The sequence below is a fragment of the Pacificimonas aurantium genome, assembly GCF_020092905.1.
GTDB lineage: Bacteria > Pseudomonadota > Alphaproteobacteria > Sphingomonadales > Sphingomonadaceae > Pacificimonas > Pacificimonas aurantium.
Window position 1 is genome coordinate 1,290,001 of the sequence record NZ_JAGSGB010000002.1, and the last position, 17,565, is coordinate 1,307,565.

Annotated in this window: 23 protein-coding genes (1 of these 23 only partly in view); 15 read left to right on the top strand and 8 right to left on the bottom strand. The window is 63.1% G+C overall.

What is annotated here, in order from left to right; genetic code table 11:
- The 4 genes from KCN53_RS12915 to hisS form a co-directional block, all read right to left on the bottom strand.
- Positions 1-590, bottom strand: the 5' portion of a protein-coding gene (locus KCN53_RS12915) for a DUF4167 domain-containing protein (RefSeq protein WP_317988425.1). It extends 109 nt beyond the left edge of the window; the window shows 590 of its 699 coding nt (coding positions 1-590); the start codon lies at positions 588-590; the stop codon falls past the left edge of the window.
- A 128-nt stretch (positions 591-718) separates the two neighbouring features.
- Positions 719-1,555: a peptide chain release factor N(5)-glutamine methyltransferase gene (gene prmC, locus KCN53_RS12920; protein WP_088712072.1), complete on the bottom strand. Its 837-nt coding sequence runs from the start codon at positions 1,553-1,555 to the stop codon at positions 719-721.
- Complete coding sequence (prfA, locus tag KCN53_RS12925) at positions 1,552-2,643, bottom strand: peptide chain release factor 1 (RefSeq protein WP_397333644.1); 1,092 nt, start codon at positions 2,641-2,643, stop codon at positions 1,552-1,554. Before prfA ends, prmC begins: the two co-directional genes overlap by 4 nt.
- A gap of 2 nt (positions 2,644-2,645) precedes the next feature.
- Positions 2,646-3,983 carry a histidine--tRNA ligase gene (hisS, locus tag KCN53_RS12930; protein ID WP_088713388.1) on the bottom strand — a complete coding sequence of 446 codons (1,338 nt, stop codon included), beginning with the start codon at positions 3,981-3,983 and terminating at the stop codon, positions 2,646-2,648.
- A 190-nt stretch (positions 3,984-4,173) separates the two neighbouring features.
- Between hisS and rpmG the strand changes: the two genes are divergently transcribed.
- Entirely contained in the window at positions 4,174-4,341 is a 168-nt protein-coding gene (rpmG, locus tag KCN53_RS12935; protein ID WP_088713387.1) for a 50S ribosomal protein L33, read from the top strand.
- A 61-nt stretch (positions 4,342-4,402) separates the two neighbouring features.
- On the opposite strand, the gene KCN53_RS12940 is transcribed toward rpmG, so the two are convergent.
- Entirely contained in the window at positions 4,403-4,789 is a 387-nt protein-coding gene (locus KCN53_RS12940) for a response regulator (protein WP_088712070.1), read from the bottom strand.
- Between the two features lie 34 nt (positions 4,790-4,823).
- Between KCN53_RS12940 and KCN53_RS12945 the strand changes: the two genes are divergently transcribed.
- Genes KCN53_RS12945 through KCN53_RS12965 form a run of 5 tightly spaced genes read left to right on the top strand, consistent with a single transcriptional unit; the run spans position 4,824 to position 8,149 of the window.
- Positions 4,824-5,123, top strand: coding sequence for a DUF3572 domain-containing protein (locus tag KCN53_RS12945; protein WP_224199669.1), 300 nt, complete (start codon positions 4,824-4,826; stop codon positions 5,121-5,123).
- On the top strand, positions 5,120-5,761 hold the full coding sequence (locus KCN53_RS12950; protein ID WP_088712068.1) for a hypothetical protein: 642 nt from the start codon (positions 5,120-5,122) through the stop codon (positions 5,759-5,761). The genes KCN53_RS12945 and KCN53_RS12950 overlap by 4 nt, the downstream gene beginning before the upstream one ends.
- Before the next feature lie 7 nt (positions 5,762-5,768).
- Complete coding sequence (locus KCN53_RS12955; protein ID WP_088712067.1) at positions 5,769-6,233, top strand: RidA family protein; 465 nt, start codon at positions 5,769-5,771, stop codon at positions 6,231-6,233.
- On the top strand, positions 6,226-7,032 hold the full coding sequence (locus KCN53_RS12960; RefSeq protein ID WP_088713386.1) for a glycerophosphodiester phosphodiesterase family protein: 807 nt from the start codon (positions 6,226-6,228) through the stop codon (positions 7,030-7,032). Before KCN53_RS12955 ends, KCN53_RS12960 begins: the two co-directional genes overlap by 8 nt.
- Complete coding sequence (locus KCN53_RS12965) at positions 6,995-8,149, top strand: GNAT family N-acetyltransferase (RefSeq protein WP_224199672.1); 1,155 nt, start codon at positions 6,995-6,997, stop codon at positions 8,147-8,149. Before KCN53_RS12960 ends, KCN53_RS12965 begins: the two co-directional genes overlap by 38 nt.
- On the opposite strand, the gene KCN53_RS12970 is transcribed toward KCN53_RS12965, so the two are convergent.
- Together KCN53_RS12970 and panC are read right to left on the bottom strand one after the other, a co-directional pair.
- Positions 8,146-8,433 carry a sel1 repeat family protein gene (locus tag KCN53_RS12970; RefSeq protein WP_088712066.1) on the bottom strand — a complete coding sequence of 96 codons (288 nt, stop codon included), beginning with the start codon at positions 8,431-8,433 and terminating at the stop codon, positions 8,146-8,148. The two genes, KCN53_RS12965 and KCN53_RS12970, sit on opposite strands and share 4 nt — an antisense overlap.
- Before the next feature lie 81 nt (positions 8,434-8,514).
- On the bottom strand, positions 8,515-9,369 hold the full coding sequence (gene panC, locus KCN53_RS12975) for a pantoate--beta-alanine ligase (protein ID WP_088712065.1): 855 nt from the start codon (positions 9,367-9,369) through the stop codon (positions 8,515-8,517).
- A 113-nt stretch (positions 9,370-9,482) separates the two neighbouring features.
- Here panC and KCN53_RS12980 point away from each other — a divergent pair, with 113 nt between their 5' ends.
- The 3 genes from KCN53_RS12980 to pgmG are packed head-to-tail and all read left to right on the top strand — an operon-like array spanning position 9,483 to position 12,060.
- Positions 9,483-10,265 (top strand): division plane positioning ATPase MipZ, encoded by a 783-nt coding sequence (locus KCN53_RS12980; protein ID WP_088712064.1) that lies wholly within the window; start codon positions 9,483-9,485, stop codon positions 10,263-10,265.
- Complete coding sequence (locus KCN53_RS12985) at positions 10,265-10,678, top strand: J domain-containing protein (protein ID WP_088712063.1); 414 nt, start codon at positions 10,265-10,267, stop codon at positions 10,676-10,678. Before KCN53_RS12980 ends, KCN53_RS12985 begins: the two co-directional genes overlap by 1 nt.
- Complete coding sequence (pgmG, locus tag KCN53_RS12990; RefSeq protein WP_088712062.1) at positions 10,675-12,060, top strand: phosphoglucomutase/phosphomannomutase PgmG; 1,386 nt, start codon at positions 10,675-10,677, stop codon at positions 12,058-12,060. Before KCN53_RS12985 ends, pgmG begins: the two co-directional genes overlap by 4 nt.
- A 178-nt stretch (positions 12,061-12,238) precedes the next feature.
- Here pgmG and KCN53_RS12995 read toward each other — a convergent pair whose 3' ends face one another.
- Entirely contained in the window at positions 12,239-12,676 is a 438-nt protein-coding gene (locus KCN53_RS12995) for a hypothetical protein (protein WP_172406205.1), read from the bottom strand.
- On the opposite strand from KCN53_RS12995, the gene KCN53_RS13000 reads away from it, so the two are divergent.
- From KCN53_RS13000 to KCN53_RS13025, 6 genes are all read left to right on the top strand, one after another.
- Entirely contained in the window at positions 12,654-13,121 is a 468-nt protein-coding gene (locus KCN53_RS13000) for a phasin family protein (RefSeq protein WP_172406204.1), read from the top strand. The genes KCN53_RS12995 and KCN53_RS13000 overlap by 23 nt on opposite strands.
- A gap of 111 nt (positions 13,122-13,232) precedes the next feature.
- Positions 13,233-13,595: an ATP-dependent Clp protease adapter ClpS gene (clpS, locus tag KCN53_RS13005; RefSeq protein ID WP_088712060.1), complete on the top strand. Its 363-nt coding sequence runs from the start codon at positions 13,233-13,235 to the stop codon at positions 13,593-13,595.
- 142 nt (positions 13,596-13,737) lie between these two features.
- Entirely contained in the window at positions 13,738-14,229 is a 492-nt protein-coding gene (locus KCN53_RS13010) for a Dps family protein (RefSeq protein WP_088712059.1), read from the top strand.
- A gap of 3 nt (positions 14,230-14,232) precedes the next feature.
- Entirely contained in the window at positions 14,233-14,937 is a 705-nt protein-coding gene (locus tag KCN53_RS13015) for an SDR family oxidoreductase (RefSeq protein WP_088712058.1), read from the top strand.
- Positions 14,910-16,274: a flavin-containing monooxygenase gene (locus KCN53_RS13020; RefSeq protein WP_088712057.1), complete on the top strand. Its 1,365-nt coding sequence runs from the start codon at positions 14,910-14,912 to the stop codon at positions 16,272-16,274. Before KCN53_RS13015 ends, KCN53_RS13020 begins: the two co-directional genes overlap by 28 nt.
- Before the next feature lie 11 nt (positions 16,275-16,285).
- Positions 16,286-17,494 (top strand): acyl-CoA dehydrogenase family protein, encoded by a 1,209-nt coding sequence (locus tag KCN53_RS13025; protein ID WP_088712056.1) that lies wholly within the window; start codon positions 16,286-16,288, stop codon positions 17,492-17,494.
- Positions 17,495-17,565 lie beyond the last annotated feature (71 nt).

Below are 17,565 nucleotides of genomic sequence, written 5' to 3' on the forward strand. Positions count from 1 at the left end.
CGGCGAGACTTCGGGGCGCGGCGCGCCTCTTCTTCGTGATCGTCTTCCGATCCCGACTCGTCATCGTCCGAGCCGTCATCGTCGTCATCGTCGTCGTCATCATCATCGTCGTCGTCATCGTCCGATGACCGATGGCGATCGTTCCGGTTCTGGCGGCGCGGGCCCTTGCCGCGCTTCTGCTGACGGCGGCCTTCGGTCTCGCCGTCATCCTCCTCGTCGTCATCCTCGTCGGAATCGTCGGAGTTGTTGCCGCCACGCCCGCGACGTTTCGAGTTCTGCTGCTCTTCCTTCTTGGCCTGAATCTCGGCCACGACGCGGAAATAGTGGTCCGCGAACTGCAGATAATACTCCGCCTGTACGCGTTCGCCCGACTGGGCTGCGTCGCGTGCAAGATTCTTGTATTTCTCGAGCAGCTGGTGCGCGTTGCCGCGCTGGCGCTGCTGATTCTGGGGCATACCCCCGGAGTTGGAACGGCCGCTACGGCGGCGGCGACCCGACTGCGGATTTCTCATGAGTCCCGTTTCGATCCTTAATTGCCGACTGCCTTCTGCGCCGACATATGGCCCTCCGTGTCTCGGAGCGCGGTTCATCGAGCTGGCCTATCCGGCACCGCCCGCTTCATCGAAAGTTGCTGAAGACGAGGGGTTCTCTTCCCGAAATCCCTACGTCCACACCTCTTGACATAGCACAGACGCGCGGAATGCCAAGGGGGCGATTTCTACCCCTTCCCCAGTGTGAAGGCGAGCGCCCGCACATGGCCGCCAAGATCCTGGCATCTTCCGGCGTTTGATAAATTCGCGCGCGCGGCCAGCGCCTCGACATCTTCGGCCTGCCCCGCCCCGATCTCGAACACCGCATGGCCGCCGGGCGACAAAAGGCTCCGCAGCCGCGGAAAGATTGCCCGATATTCGGTCAGGCCGTCCGCTCCGGCAAATAGCGCACCACGAGGCTCGTACTCGCGAACACCCGCCCCCAGCTCGTCCGTCTCTCTTATATAGGGCGGATTGCACAGGATCAGGTCGAATGCGCCCCGCTCGAGCGTCTCCCAAGAGCCGATAAGGAAGCTTGCCCGGTCGGCCAGCTGCAGGCGAACGGCGTTACGGCAAGCAAGCTCGACCGCCTCCGCGCTGATGTCGAGGCCGAGCCCCTGAGCGCCGCGGAACTCGCTGAGCGCAGCGAACAGAAGCGCCCCCGTTCCGGTCCCGAGGTCGAGAATCGTCTCCGGCGGGCGTCCCTTTCGCAAATCGAGCGCAAGCTCGACGAGGCTTTCCGAGTCCGCTCGCGGCACGAGGGCCTGCGGACCGCATTGCAGCGGCAGCGACCAGAATTCGGCCCGGCCCGTCAGGTGGGCAACCGGCTCCCCCCCGGCACGGCGCGTCAGCAAGGCTTCATAGGCATCCTCGTCGAGCCGGGCCGGCGGTCGAAGCAGCAGCTCTTCGCGCGAACAACGCGCGACATGAGCGGCAAGAAGCTCGGCATCGAGGCGCGCTGTGTCCGGTGCGGCGCCGGTTTTCAGCCGCTGCGTCGCGGCGCGGAGCTGGTCGGGAACGCTCAGCTCGCGGCCCCGTCGGCGAGGCCCGCCAACCGTTCCGCCTCGTCCTCGGCAATGAGCGCGCCGACCAGATCGTCGAGTTCGCCTTCCATTATCTGCTGCAGCTTGTGCAGCGTAAGATTGATGCGGTGGTCCGTGACCCGCCCCTGGGGAAAGTTGTACGTACGGATGCGTTCGGACCGGTCACCAGAACCCACCATCGACTTGCGAGCACCGGCCCGTTCGGCCGCCACCTTCTCGCGCTCCATCTCGAACAGGCGGGCACGAAGCACCTTCATCGCCTTCGCGCGGTTCTTGTGCTGCGACTTCTCATCCTGCTGGGACACGACGAGACCTGACGGGATGTGCGTAATGCGAACCGCGCTGTCGGTCGTGTTGACATGCTGCCCGCCGGCGCCCGACGCCCTGAATACGTCGATGCGAAGGTCGTTGTCGTTAATCTCGACATCGACGTCCTCGGCTTCCGGCAGGACGGCGACCGTCGCCGCGCTCGTATGGATCCGCCCCGACGCTTCGGTAGCGGGCACGCGCTGGACGCGGTGAACGCCGCTTTCGAATTTCAGACGTGCGAACACCCCGGAACCGGCCACGCTGGCAATGACCTCTTTCAGGCCGCCCGCATCGGCGCCCGACATTTCCATGGTCTCGACTTTCCAGCCCTGCGTCTCGGCATAGCGCTGGTACATTCGGTAAAGGTCCGCCGCGAACAGGGCGGCCTCTTCGCCGCCTGTGCCGGCCCGAATCTCGAGGATTGCCGAGCGTTCGTCCGCCACGTCGCGCGGCAACAGGAGAACGGCAAGCCGCCGCTCGGCTTCGGGCAGTCTCTCGCGCACCCCTTCCAGTTCGGCCTCGGCAAGCTCCTGCATCTCATCGTCGCTGTCCTGATCCGCAGCCAGCGCCTCAAGTTCGGCGGCTTCTTCACGCAGCGACTTTACCTCTTTCGCGGCAACGGAGACCGGTTCGAGCTCGGAATATTCCTTGGACAGTTCGACGAACTGCTCTGGCGGGAGGTCGCCGGTAGCCATCTTTGCCTGGATGTCGGCATGCCGCTTGATCAGCGCGTCGATGCGCTCCTCGGGAACGGTGGGCACACTCATTTGCTGCGCACCTTGTTGGCGGCAAACCAGGCGGAAAAAGCTGGCATAGACTCGCCCTCGCCCTCCATGACGCGCAGGCGGCGCTCCGCAAGATAGCCGCCGATGAAACCGAGGTCGCCAAATGCAACGGACGTCTGGTCGCCCTCGCTCATGTCCTTCACCTGGACCGCCTTCTTCTGAAGCTCGCTCTCGCCGATCACCAGCGCGAGCGCGGCACCGCTGGCGTCGGCCCTTTGCATCCGCTTCTTCATATTCCCGCGCGCGAACGTCTCCCCGCTCACACCGCCGCCGCTCCGGAGGGCGTTGAGCAGCGAAAGGCCGACATGTTCGGCGGCTTCGTTCATGGGAACGAGCGCGACGTCGATGGGATCTTCGTTCACGCCGTCGACCAGCATGGCAAGCCGCTCGATCCCGGCCGCCCAGCCGATCGCGGGGGTCGGCGCGCCGCCCATCGCCTCGACCAGCCCGTCATAGCGCCCCCCGGCAAGCACGGTCCCCTGTGCGCCGAGCGCATCGGTGACGAATTCGAAGGCGGTGTGACGATAATAGTCGAGCCCGCGCACCAGGCGCATGTTCCGCTCGAAGTCGATCCGGGCCACCGACAGCCCGCCCTGAACCCGGTCGAACCAGCCCTTCGCGTCGTCGGTCAGAAACTCGTCGATAATGGGCGCCTCCGCGACGACACGGCGATCGCCCTCGTCCTTCGAATCGAGAATTCGCAGCGGATTGCGCTCGAGGCGCTCGCGGCTGTCGGCGCTCAGCGCGTCCTCATGGCGGCGAAAATAGGCAAGCAGCGCCGCCTGCCACGCCGCGCGGCTATCGGGATCCCCCAGCGTGTTCAGCTGCAAGCTTACATTGCCCGCGACGCCCAGGTCTTCGAGAAGCTGCTGCCCGAAGGCGAGAAGCTCGACGTCGTGCATCGGTTCGCCGGCGCCCAGCATCTCCGCGTCCAGCTGGTGGAACTGGCGAAAGCGCCCCTTTTGCGGCCGCTCGTAGCGGAAACAGGGCCCCCAGGCGCTCAACTTCATCAGGCCATGCTGCTGCCAGCCGTTCGAGATATAGGCGCGCGCTATGCCAGCCGTGAATTCGGGCCGCAGGGTAACGCTGTCGCCCGACCGGTCCTCGAAGGTGTACATCTCCTTCGACACCACGTCCGTCGTCTCGCCGAGCGAGCGCGCAAAGACGCTTGTCTGCTCAAACACCGGAATATGTACCGGTCGGAAGTTGAACTGGCGAGCCACGCGCCGGAATGTGTCGACCACATGATCGAACCGGGCGGCCTCGTCCTTCACGAAATCGTTGGTGCCGCGAATGGCAGCGGGTTTCTTGCTCATGATCGCCGCCCCTTTATGCATGGCGGCGTCCGATTGCCAGCGCGCTACCGCGCCGGCCGCTTCGGACTGGCCGGCAAGATGCCATTCCGCCTTGACATTGGCGGACGAAACGTACAACTGCCGCCCGAACGCGCGGTGGCCCGTGGCCGCCGCCTTTTTCGTTTATGCAGATTTCTTTGAGGACAGCCCCATGGCGAAGCCTACGACCGTTAAGATCCGCCTGAACTCGACCGCCGGGACGGGCTTCTTCTATGTGACGAAGAAGAATCCGCGGAACATCACCGAAAAGATGACCTTCCGTAAGTATGACCCGATCGCGCGCAAGCACGTCGAGTTCAAGGAAGCGAAGATCAAGTAGACTGCCACGCGGGGGCGGCGCAGACCGCCCCGATGCGGCACTAAGGTTGCGCGCAGCCGCGCTAGGTGAAGCGGCGCACCACGTCGATGAATCGCGTAACCGAGATGGGTTTCGCGATATAGGCCTCGCATCCCCCTTCGCGGATGCGCTCTTCGTCGCCTTTCATGGCAAAGGCCGTTACGGCCACCACGGGGATGCCGCGGAGATCCTCGTCCTCCTTCAGCCATTTCGTGACCTCCAGGCCCGAAACGTCGGGCAGCTGGATGTCCATCAGAATGATATCGGGGCGCTGCTCCCGCGCCATGTCGAGAACGCGGCGCCCGTCCCGTGTCTGCATGGTATGGTAGCCATGTGCTTCCAGAAGGTCGCAGAACAGCTTCATATTGAGGTCGTTGTCTTCGACGACGAGGACGGTCTTGCCGTTCGGCGGGGCTTCAGCTTCGGTCATATATCTCGAAACGCAGTAGCGGGGGCTACAGTTCATGGAAAGTGACGCAAAAGGGAGCGGGATGCTGCAATCGGGCTCTCAGGACGCACAGATCGTCGCATTGCGAGCGCTGACGTACATTTTGACCGAGGAGAAGCGGGCCGCACGGTTTCTGTCGCTCACGGGCTACGGCGTTGACGACCTGAGGCAGGCCGCCGACTCTCCGCAGGTCCAACAGGCTGTCTTCGCTTTCCTTGCAGGTTACGAACCGGACCTCCTTGGCTGCGCAGAGGAGTTGGATATGACACCCGAAGAGCTTGCCGCATATGCGCAGCCGGATAGGGCGGAAATATGAAACCCCTCCTGATCTGCGACTGCGACGAGGTTCTGATGACCTTCGCGGGCCCCTTCGCCGAGCATCTGGACGAGATGCATGGACTGGAACTGAAACTGGAAAGCTTCGCGCTCGCCGGGAACATCCGGCGAAAAAGCGATGGCGAGCCCGTCCCGCAGTCCGCTCTGCGCGGCCTTTTGGGCGATTTCTTCTCACGCGGCATGCACCGCCAGGTTCCGGCCCCCGGCGCGCCCGAGGCACTCGCCTCGCTTAAGGCCGACTTCGATATCGTCATCCTGACGAACATTGAGGACGAGTATCGGGATGGCCGGCGCGAGCAGCTACGTCGGCACGGCATGACATACGAGGTCTTCTGCAACAGCGGACCGAAGGGGCCAGCGCTTTCTCGCCTCCTCGCCGACCACGGGCGTCCCCCGGCGGTATTTGTCGACGACCTGCCCCCACATCATCAGTCGGTCAGCGAAGTCGAACCGCAGGTTCACCGCATCCACATGGTGGCCGATCCTACACTTCGCTCTCTCATTCCGGCAGCCAAGGCCGCCCACGCCCGGATCGACGACTGGCCCTCCGCCTCGACCTACCTGTCACGTCTTGTCGCGGAGAAGACCCTTGCGGACGGCGGGGCCGTCAGGCGATAGAGTAGGCATGCCGATCGAAGACAAGCTCTCCGAACTCGGGCTCAGCCTGCCCGACGCTCCTGCACCTGCCGCGAACTATGTCCCATATGTGCTGTATGGCGGATTTTTGCATACGGCAGGTCAAATCCCGTTCGACGCGGACGGAAACCTGATTACGGGTTGTCTCGGCGATACGATGGACGTCGAAGAGGGGCAGGCTGCGGCCTTGGCCTGCGCACTCGCCATCCTGGCGCAGGCCAAGGCGGCGCTCGGGTCGCTCGAGCGGATCGACCAGGTCGTGAAGCTCAACGTCTTCGTCGCGTCGACACCGGCTTTTTCCAAGCAGCCTCTTGTGGCGAATGGGGCCAGCGACCTCTTTGCCAACCTGCTGGGCGAGCGCGGGCGGCATGCCCGCAGCGCAGTCGGGGTTGCCGCCCTTCCCCTTGGTGTTGCCGTCGAGATCGATGCGGTTCTCGGCGTTCGCGATGCTTAGTCCGGGCGGGAAAGCCAAAAGGGAGATCGACACGAAACTTGCGGCGCTCGCCGCAAAGCCTCTTGCCCATCGTGGTTTGCACGGTCCGGACGGCCCGCTCGAGAACACAATTGCTGCCTTCGATTCTGCCATCGCGGCGGGCTTCGGCATCGAACTCGACGTCCAGCTTACCGCAGAGGCGGGGGCAGTTGTTTTTCACGACGCCACGCTCGACCGCACCGCGGAGGGAAGCGGCCCGGTCGTCGGCTACAGCATGAGTTCGCTGTCACGGATGAAGCTGCGCGGCACCGACGAGAACATTTCTCCCTTGCAGGACGTCCTGCACCATATCGGCGGCCGGGTGCCGCTTTTGATCGAAGCGAAGGCCGGCGATAATTCGCCCGTGGCCCTGGCCCTTGCCATCCGGCGCGCCCTCGAAGGCTATAATGGCCCGGTTGGCGTGATGTCGTTCAACCCTGCCGTCTCGCGCTGGTATCACGATCATTTCCCCAAATTCCTCAACGGCCTTGTGGTCAGCGAAGAGCCTGATGTCGTGGGCGCGCCCTGGCGCGGGTCGGGCCCGGCACGCCTGCTGACCATGCGCCACTCCCGCGCGAAGTTCCTGGCCTACGACGTGCGATCACTCCCTAGCCGGGCAGCGGCCCGGTATCGCGGCGTGGGACGGCGCGTCTTTACCTGGACGGTCCGCAGCGACGCCGATGTCGAGCGAGCGGCGGCACATGCCGACCAGATGATCGTGGAAGGCGCGGCAGCGCAGAGCCTTGCCGCGAAGCAAGGGAGCGGCCCCGATCCAACTTGAGCTGACGACTTCGATCGCGGCGGTCGACGCGGCGGAGTGGAACGCCTGCGCCGGTGAGAACAACCCCTTCCTGCGCCACGAATTTCTTCTTGCGTGCGAACAATCGGGAAGCGCCAGCGCCGATGCGGGATGGCAGCCGGCCCATCTGATTGCCCGACCCTCAGACAAGGCCCCCGCGTCGGGCATCCTGCCCGGCTATGTGAAGTCGCACAGCCGCGGCGAGTTCGTGTTCGACCATGGGTGGGCCGACGCCTTCGAACGGGCGGGCGGTTCCTATTACCCCAAATTGCAGCACGCCGTTCCCTTCACGCCTGCTACCGGGCCCCGCATCCTTGCCTCCGACAGCGAAACGCGCGGGCTGCTTCTGTCAGGCGCGGAGGAAGTCTGCCGTCAGCATGGCTTGTCGTCCGCGCACTCGACCTTTTTCGAGGAGGATGAACTCGCTTATTACGAAGCCAAGGACTGGCTGATCCGTACCGGGGAACAGTTTCACTGGTTCAACCGGGGATATGGCAGTTTCGACGAATTCCTGGACGCTCTGGCGTCGCGCAAGCGAAAGGCCATTCGCAAGGAACGCAGGGCCGCTGCCACCAGCGGGGTAGACATCGTGCAGCTGGAAGGCGGCGAGATTACCGAGGCCGACTGGGACGATTTCTGGGTTTTCTACCAGGACACCGGTGCTCGGAAGTGGGGCTCGCCCTACCTGACACGCGAGGCCTTCTCCCTCTTCTCGGAACTGATGCCGGAGCGGCTGCTGCTGGTGCTCGCCAAGCGAAACGGCAAGTCGGTTGCGGGTGCCCTGAACTTCGTCGGGGGCGACTGCCTGTTCGGCCGATACTGGGGAACGGTCGAAGACATCCCATTCCTGCATTTCGAGCTCTGCTACTATCAGGCACAGGACGCCGCTATTGCCCGGGGGCTGTCGCGGGTAGAGGCCGGGGCACAGGGACCGCACAAGCTGGCGCGCGGCTACGAGCCCGTCAGGACTTATTCAGCCCACTGGATCGCCAATCCGGGCCTGCGGGCCGCTGTTTCGGATTTCCTCGATCATGAGCGCGCGGCCGTGGAGCAGGACGTGGAGGCGCTGAAGGCCTTCACCCCGTTCAAGAAAGGCTAGGCTACTGCCTTCAAGAAGGCGCGCGCCTCTCGCTGGGCAACGGAAATTTCTTCCTTGCTCATTTCCTCGCTGAGTTCGCGCCGGTCGCAGACGGCCCGGACATCACCCTTCAGCGCGGCCAGATTGAACCATTTATGTGCCTGGATCAGGTCGATCCCCACGCCTTCGCGGCCCGCCGCATAGGCGACGCCTAGTTCGTAAAACGCCTCGGCCTCGCCCTGCAACGCACGCTGCAGATTGCGCTGAAGGAACCTTGCATCGGCGTGTCCCGGTCTCTGCTCCATCCTTCCCTACCTCGCGTGCAAGTTAAGCTCTACGGACTTGCCGGTCATGGTTTTGAAAAATGGTTAATGCCGGCCAGGTCTTTATAGACCGGGCCTCCTTGCCGGGACGGGCAGATTGTCGATTAGTCGCGGACGGCCCAGCCAGGCGGCGGCGAACAGCCGCGCACCGCGACCTGCCGCCCTCACCGGCGACAGGTCGTTCTCGTTGCGCAGTTCCAGATAGTCGACGGTAAAGCCAGCCTCTTCCAGTTCGCGCCGGGCATTTGGCAGGACCGCCTCGGGGTCGCCCCCCGACCCAATCCGGTCCGCGGCCATATGCAAGATGTTCGGCAAACGGCTCGCAACCGTCCGCTCCGCTTCGGAGAGATAGGCGTTGCGCGACGAACGGGCGAGCCCGTCGTCCTCGCGTTCGATCGGCACCCCGACGATCCGAACGGGCAGATCGAGATCGCGTACCAGCCGCCTGATGATTGTCAGCTGTTGCCAGTCCTTTTCGCCAAAGCAGGCGATATCGGGGGCGGCCTGGTTCAGGAGCTTTGTGACGACTGTCGCGACCCCGTCGAAATGGCCGGGGCGGCTGGCACCGCACAAGACTTCGTCCAGCCCGCCGACGGACACCGTAGTGGCGAAGCCGTCCGGATACATCTCCTCATGCGGCGGCGCGAAAAGCAGCGCGGCGCCGCGCGCCTCCAGCTTTGCGGCATCCTCGCACTCCTGCCGCGGATAGGCGTCGAAGTCTTCGTTCGGACCGAACTGCTTCCTGTTGACGAAAATACTGGCGACCACACAGTCCGAATTCGCCCGGGCCGCATCGACAAGTGCAAGGTGGCCGTCGTGAAGGGCCCCCATGGTGGGAACGAAACCGATGGTTCGCCCGGCCCCGCGCTCGGCTGCCACGGCAGCCCGCAGGTCCGCCACGGTTCTGACAATCCTCATATCCCCATCGCCTTCCCGGTCGTGCGTTGACTTGACCGAGGCCCTGTCCGAAACACGGGCGCGGGCGTCAAGGGACGGAACGCCCGGCGGTTCAGGGACCTAGTTAGGCCGGTATGGCGCACATCCTCACTTTTGCGAACGAAAAGGGCGGTACGGGAAAATCGACCACCGCCGTCCATGTGGCCATTGCGCTGATGGGCCAGGGCAAGTCCGTGCTGCTGGCGGACCTCGATGCGCGCCAGCGGACGTCGGCGCGCTATCTGGAAAATCGCCGTACGTACAATGCGCGCCAGCAGCTCGATCTGGCGAGCCCGGAAGTGCGCGTCATCGACGAGGTAAAGGACGACGCCGAACTGCTGCTTGCGGACTGCCTGGCGGCCGATGCCGACTATGTCATCGTCGATACGCCGGGACGCGACAGCGCCCTCGCGAAGACCGCGCTCGGCCGCGCCGACACCATCGTCACGCCGATCAACGACAGCTTTGTCGACTTCGATCTGATCGGTCAGGTCGATCCCGAGACGTTCGAAGTGAAGCGGCCCTCTTTTTACGCAGAGATCATCTGGCAGGCCCGCAAGGCGCGGGCGCGTGAAGACGGCGGGACAGTGGACTGGATCGTCCTCAGGAACCGTCTGTCGCAGCTGTCCTCGCACAACATGCAGCGCATGGGCGATGCCCTGGAACAACTGGCTCCACGCATCGGATTTCGCACGGCGCCCGGTCTGTCGGAACGGGTTATCTTCCGAGAGCTCTTCCCGCAGGGCCTCACCCTCCTCGACATGGAGGCGATCCCGAATGCGCGGCTCAGCCATGTCGCGGCACGCGCGGAGCTGCGGAGTGTGATCGACGCCCTGCAACTCGAAGCCGGCAACTCCCGCGGACGAAACGCCGCGTGATGGGACCACTCCTCGTAATCCTGCTCGGCGCGGTGGCCGTATTCTGGTGGCTCGGTCTCCTGACCCCGGAGCGGCTGCGTATCATCGGCGGCATCGGAGGTCTGCTCATCGGACTGCTGCTGACGCTGCGCGGCGCGCCTTTCGCGGGCATACCCCTCGCCGGCGCTGGCGGTTACCTTGTCTGGTCCGCGCGCCGCGCGCCTGACGGACAACTGACCGTGAAGGAGGCCCGCCGTCTTCTCGGCGTCGGTCCCGGAGCCGACGAAGCAGAAATACGGTCCGCCTACCGACTTGCCATGGCCAGCGCCCATCCCGACCGGGGTGGATCCACAGCCAACAGCGCAAAATTGAACGAAGCTCGCGACCTTTTGTTGAAGCAAGCCATCCCCCGTTCACGGAGACCCGATCAATGACCTCAGCCGACCGGCATGATTTCCACCCCACTCTCCTCAGGGAATATGATGCACGGGGAATTGTCGGCGACACATTGACGGAGGCCGACGCCTACTGGCTCGGACGGACTTTCGGCAGCCGGGTGCGCGCAGAGGGGGGAAGCAAGGTCGCGACCGGCTATGATGGGCGGCACAGTTCGCCGGCGATGGAAGAGGCCGTCTCGAAGGGACTGAGCGACGCCGGGCTTCATGTTTTACGCATCGGCCTCGGGCCGACGCCCATGCTCTACTATGCGGTGAACGAGTTGGACGCCGACGGAGGCGTGCAGATCACCGGCAGTCACAATCCGCCCGACTATAACGGCTTCAAGTTCATGCTGGGCACCGGCCCCTTTTATGGCGACGATATCCGCGCGCTTGGCACCTCGGCGGCGGCGGGGGATGTAACCTCGGGCGCCGGCACACGCGAAAATGTGGATGTCGAAGACGACTATGTCGAGCGCTTGCTGAATGATGCGCCCGACGCCGATTTCCACATCGGCTGGGACTGCGGCAATGGCGCCGCCGGGCGTGTGCTGGAGAAGCTTGTGGCGAAACTGCCGGGCCAGCACGAACTGCTGTACACGGAGATCGACGGCGACTTTCCCAACCATCATCCCGACCCCACGGAAGAGAAGAACCTTGCTGACCTGAGACAGCTGATCGACGACAAGGATCTCGACTTCGGGATCGCGTTCGACGGCGACGGTGACCGCATCGGCGCCGTAGACGGCAAGGGGCGTGTCGTCTGGGGCGACCAGCTCCTCATGATCCTGGCCGAGGATGTGCTGCGCGACGAACCCGGCAGCACGATCATCGCCGACGTCAAGGCCAGCCAGGCTCTCTTCGATCATGTCGCCCAGCAGGGCGGCAAGCCGTTGATGTGGAAGACCGGTCACAGCCTTGTGAAGGCGAAGATGAAAGAAGTCGGCTCCCCGCTTGCGGGCGAGATGTCGGGGCACATCTTCTTCAAGCACCGCTATTACGGGTTCGACGATGCGCTCTATGCCGCGGTTCGCCTGATGAGGGCCCTGAAGCGATCGGGCATGTCGCTGACGGACCTTCGCGGCGCGATGCCGGCACTTATCAATACCCCCGAGCTCCGCTTCGAGGTGCCGGAGGAGCGTAAGTTCGCCATTATCGAAGAGGTACGTCAGCGCCTGCAGGACGAGGGCGCGGACATGAGCGAGATCGACGGGGTGCGGGTCAACACCGAAGATGGCTGGTGGCTTCTGAGGGCCTCGAACACCCAGAATGTTCTTGTCGCCCGCGCAGAGGCAAAAAGCGAAGATGCCCTGGTGCGTCTCAAGGCCATGATCAACGAGCAACTCGAAGCGTCTGGGATCGACAAACTACCGGAATAGAAAGACCTTCCCGTTCCAGTGACAGTTTTGCTGCACTGCACAATATCGCTTGACGGAGGTCGCTTCCACGCCTATTGTGCAACGCAGCAAAACTCGAGGGAGCGCGTGTTATGGCGACAAAGTCGCCGAAGGCAGGCCGCACACCGGCCCCCAGAAAAGCCCGAAAGTCGACCGGCACTCAGAAGAGCACCCGCACGGTCGGCTCGGCCAAGTCCGAAACCGCTATAGCGAGAGCGAAGCAAGCCGAAGAGGCATCCCCGAAGAAGGTCGCAGAAACTGCAGTTGAAGCCGCGACAAGTTCGATGCCCGGCAAGGATGACCGAAAGATCGACCCGAGCGGCGATGCTTCGAGCGCAAAATCTGATAAGGACGCCAGCTCGGTATCCGGTCCGGCTCCGGTTACGGACGAGGTTCCGGTGACCAACACAGCTCCCGTCAATGAGCCGCCTGCAAGCCGCAAAAAGGCTAAACCTGTGTCGGTCCGCACGCCGAAACGCACAGGCACCAGCCGTACCGCACCCAAGAAAAAGACGAAAAGCGCCGCATCCAAGAGCGCGACCCCAACGAAACCCGACAGGAAGAGGACAAACCTGATGGCAGAGAAGAAGAACCCCACCGAAACGATGCAAGCCCAGGCCGAGACTGCCATGGCTCAGTCGAAGGCGACCATGGAAGAGATGGCCGCGAAGTCGAAGGAATATATGGAAAAGAACGTGAAATCCCTCGAGGAGATGGGCGACCTGGCGCGCGGCAACGTCGAAGCGATGGTGGAAGCCGGCAAGATCTACGCCGAAGGCTCCCAGGCGATCGCGCGCCAGACTGGCGATTTCGTCAAGAAGCAGGCTGAGGAAGCTGCCTCGACGATGCAGGCCATGTCCGGCGTGAAGAACCCGAACGAGGTCGTCGAACTCCAAGGCAAGTTCGTACGTGGACAGTTCGACGCCATGGTCGAGCATGCTTCGACGATGACCGAGCATATGCTGAAGCTGACAACCGACGTGATGACGCCGTTCCAGAACCGTATGGCAACGACGATGAGCAAGGTTTCCAAGGCCGCCTAAGCTCGATCCCATCAAATTCCGCGGGCCGCGTTCCCCATTTGGGGGGCGCGGCCTGCTTCGTTTCGGGCCACCCTCCTTGTCTCACGGGCATGACGTCCTAAAATGAGAGCGATGCGGCATCTGAAGGCTTCCCTTATCACTCGCGCGGCCGATGAGCCCCACGAGGGCAACCCTCCCGATGGGGAGACCGGTGTTGCGACGCGAACGCGCCCAAAGACGAAGAAGCCGTCGCTTTACAAAGTCCTGATGCTGAATGACGACTACACGCCGATGGAATTCGTGGTCATCGTGCTGCAGCGCTTCTTTCGGATGGGCTCGGAAGAGGCGACGCAGGTCATGTTGCATGTCCATCAGAAGGGGGTCGGCCTGTGCGGCGTCTTCACCTACGAGGTTGCCGAGACGAAGGTGAACCAAGTGATGGATTTCGCCCGGAAGAACCAACACCCCCTCCAGATGACACTGGAAAAGGCATGAGCGCTGCCTGCTGCCGAGGCTAGCCGATCACAGTGAGCGAAAATGCCGCTGGAACGGTGACCCTTGTACGTCCGTTTTTAAACTGAGATCAGAGTTTCAGTAACGGCGCATCCCGCGCCAAAGAACGGGAAGGACCGAAAATATGGCTACCGCCACGAAAGACCCAACTCCGCATATCGGCGTGAATACCGAAAACCGTCAGAAGGTCGGCAAGGAACTCGGTAAGGTACTCGCCGACAGCTACACGCTTTATCTGAAAACGCATAATTTCCACTGGAACGTGCGCGGACCGCATTTCCACGCGCTGCATAACCTGTTCGAGGAACAATATACCGAACTGGCCGCCGCGGTCGACGAGATTGCCGAGCGCATTCGCGCTCTCGGAGTGGACGCTCCGGGCAGCTACCGCCAGTTCGCGGACCTCAACAGCATCGACGAGGCACCGGATACGCCGCCGGAGGCGCTCGCAATGGCCGAACAGCTTGCGCATGACCATGAAGCGGTCGCCAAGACGTGCCGCGCCACGCTCGGTATCGCCGAAGAGGCTGAGGATGAAGTGTCGGTCGATATGATGGTCGAGCGCATGACCGTGCATGACAAGGCGGCCTGGATGCTTCGCTCCATCGCCGCGTAAATCATGACCAGCACTGCCGTCGTCATCGGTGCTACCGGAGGTATCGGCGGTGCGATCGCAAGAGAACTCAAGGGCGGCGGCCGGTATGACCGACTCGTCGCCCTTTGTCGTTCCGGGAACAGCGTCGATGGGTTCGAAGCCGGAACGATCGACGTCGAGGACGAAGAGACCGTCCAGCGCGCCGCTGCGCAGGTCGGGGAGGCCGATCTGGTCATCGTAGCAACCGGGCTCCTGCATGGGGATGGATATGGACCGGAAAAGACGTATCGTTCCTTGTCTGAGGAAGGACTAGCGCGCGCCTTTCAGGTCAATGCCATCGGCCCCGCATTGGTCGCGAAGCACTTCCTGCCCCTGCTGCGGCGCGAGGGGCGCAGTGTGTTTGCGGCGCTTTCGGCCCGGGTCGGCAGTATCGCCGACAATCGGCTCGGTGGCTGGTACGGCTACAGGGCATCGAAGGCCGCGCTGAACCAGCTGATCCGGACCCTGGCGATCGAGCACCGGCGCAAATTCCCCAACTCTCTGTGTGTCGCGCTTCACCCCGGTACGGTCGACACCGCCCTTTCGAAGCCGTTCCAATCGAATGTGGCAGAGGACAAGCTGTTTTCTGCCGCCTACGCTGCCCGCCAACTTCTGACGGTAATCGACGGGTTGGACCCGGAGCAAACGGGACGGATATTCGCATGGGACGGACAGGAAATCGAACCCTAGGACCTCGGGTCGCTATCATCGGAGCCGGATGCAGCGGCTTCACGACCGCAAAGCGCCTGCTGGAGCAGGGCATCGATGTAACGGTCTATGAAGCGTCCGACCGGATCGGCGGAACCTGGGCGTACGGCAATCCCAACGGAAAATCGGCCTGCTACCAGTCGCTTCACATCGACACATCGAAATGGCGTCTGCAGTTCGAGGACTTTCCCATCCGGGACGAATGGGACTGGCCGGATTTCCCCCACCACACGCTCCTCGACCGCTATTTCAACGACTATGTCGACCATTTCGGTGTACGCGAGCATATCCGGTTCGAAACGCGCGTGGAGCGATGCGAGCGCCTCCCCGGCGGTCGCTGGCGCGTACACACCGCGGACGGTTCTCTGGAGGACTACGACTTGCTGGTGGTCGCCAACGGCCATCACTGGTCGCCCAATATGCCCGAATGGGACGGCGACTTTGACGGTCCCATCATTCACAGCCACGAATATCGCACACCCTTCGAGCCCGTCGAGATGCGCGGAAAGCGCGTCGTGGTCGTCGGCCTCGGCAACAGCGCCGTCGACATTGCGAGCGAGCTTTCGCAGCGGCCCATGGCGGAAAAATTGTGGGTCTCCGCGCGCCGCGGTGTCTGGGTATTGCCGAAATACATCAACGGAAAACCGGGCGACAAGCAGGCCCTCCCGACCTGGATTCCGATGAATGTAAAACGCAAGCTCGCAGCCAGGGCTGTAAAAAAGCTGGTCGGCGAAATGACCGACTATGGCCTACCGCAGCCCGACCACATGCCGCTCGAGGCGCATCCGACCGTCTCCAGCGAATTTCTGCTGCGGCTGGGATCTGGCGATATCGAGGTAAAGCCGAACATCGCCCGGCTTCGGGGGAAAGAGGTGGAATTCGCCGACGGCACCGTGGAGCAGGTCGACGCCATCGTCTGCGCCACCGGCTACAAGGTCGAGTTCCCCTTCCTTTCCGACGACGATGCCCCCGTCCGCGAAAATCACATCCCCTTGTTCAAGCGCCTTGTGCGCCCCGAGCGGCCGACCCTGTGGTTCATGGGCCTTGCCCAGTCGCTCCCGACGCTCGTCAATCTGGCTGAGCAGCAATCAAAACTTCTGGCCGCGTTCGCCACCGGTGACTATCAGCTACCCCCGCCCGGCGAGATGCTGGATACGATCGCAGAGGATGAGGAGCGGCACCAGGGCCACTATTACGCGTCGAAACGTCATACGATGCAGCTCGACTTCGATGTGTATAAGAAGGAACTGGAACGCGAATTGAAGACCGGCCAGAAACGCGCACGGCGAAACGATAAGGCGATGCGCGAAGCGGCCTGAAGGAGGATAGGATGGATCTGAAGTTCACGCCGGAAGAAGAGGCTTTCCGCACGGAAATCCGCACCTTCATCGAGGAAAACTATCCCGAGCGGCTGAAGAATGCCGGCGGGCGCGAGGACCTTGGCCGGGACGACATGCTCGCCTGGCACCAGATTTTGGGCGAGAAGGGCTGGTCCGTCCCGTCCTGGCCAGAGGAATATGGCGGCACCGGCTGGACCCCGACGCAGAAGTACATCTGGAACGAGGAGAATGCGCGCGCGAACACCGTGCCGCCGCTGCCCTTCGGCGTCTCCATGGTCGGACCTGTCATCTATACCTTTGGCACGCCCGAGCAGAAGGAACGCTTCCTTCCCGGAATCGTCGCCGGCACCACCTGGTGGTGCCAAGGATATTCGGAGCCGGGTGCCGGCTCCGACCTGGCGAGCCTGAAGACCCGCGCCGAGCGCATCACCGACGATGACGGCAAGGAATATTACATCGTCAACGGTCAGAAGACCTGGACGACGCTTGCCCAGCATGCCGACTGGGGCTTCTTCCTGGTCCGCACCGATCCGGATGCCAGGAAGCCGCAGGAGGGCATTAGCTTCCTTCTGATCGACATGAAGACGCCGGGAATTACCGTGCGTCCGATCATCACTCTCGGCGGTGAGCATGAGGTAAACGAGGTCTTCCTCGACAATGTGAAGGTCCCTGTCGACCAGCGCGTCGGCAAGGAGAACGAGGGCTGGACCTGCGCCAAGTTCCTGCTTGCGCACGAGCGGTCCGGCATCGCCGGGGTCGCGCGGTCGAAAGTCGGCATCGAGCGCATCAAGGACATCGCCTCGACCGAGCTCGACGAAGGCAAGCCGCTGATCGAGAACCCCTTCTTCAAACGCAAGGTCGCCGAACTCGAGGTAGATCTGACCGCGCTGGAGTTCACCGAACTGCGCACGCTCGCGGGCGAGGCAGCCGGCAAGGGCCCGGGTCCGGAATCCTCCGTTCTCAAGATCAAGGGCACCGAGATTCAGCAGCGCATTCAGGAACTGGTGCTGGAGGCCGTCGGACATTACGGCGCGCCCTATTTCCGCGGCTATGGCGAGGGCGACAACGAGTTCTCGATCGGCCCGGACTATGCCCAGCGCGCCGCGCCGACCTATTTCAACGGTCGGAAGACCTCGATCTACGGCGGGTCGAACGAGATTCAGCGCGGCATCATCGCGAAAATGGTGCTCGGCCTCTAGAGGCGCGTTCAGACTTGCATTTGGCGCCGCCGCGGGCAACGAACCGCGGCGGCGCTCTTTCAGAAAACAGG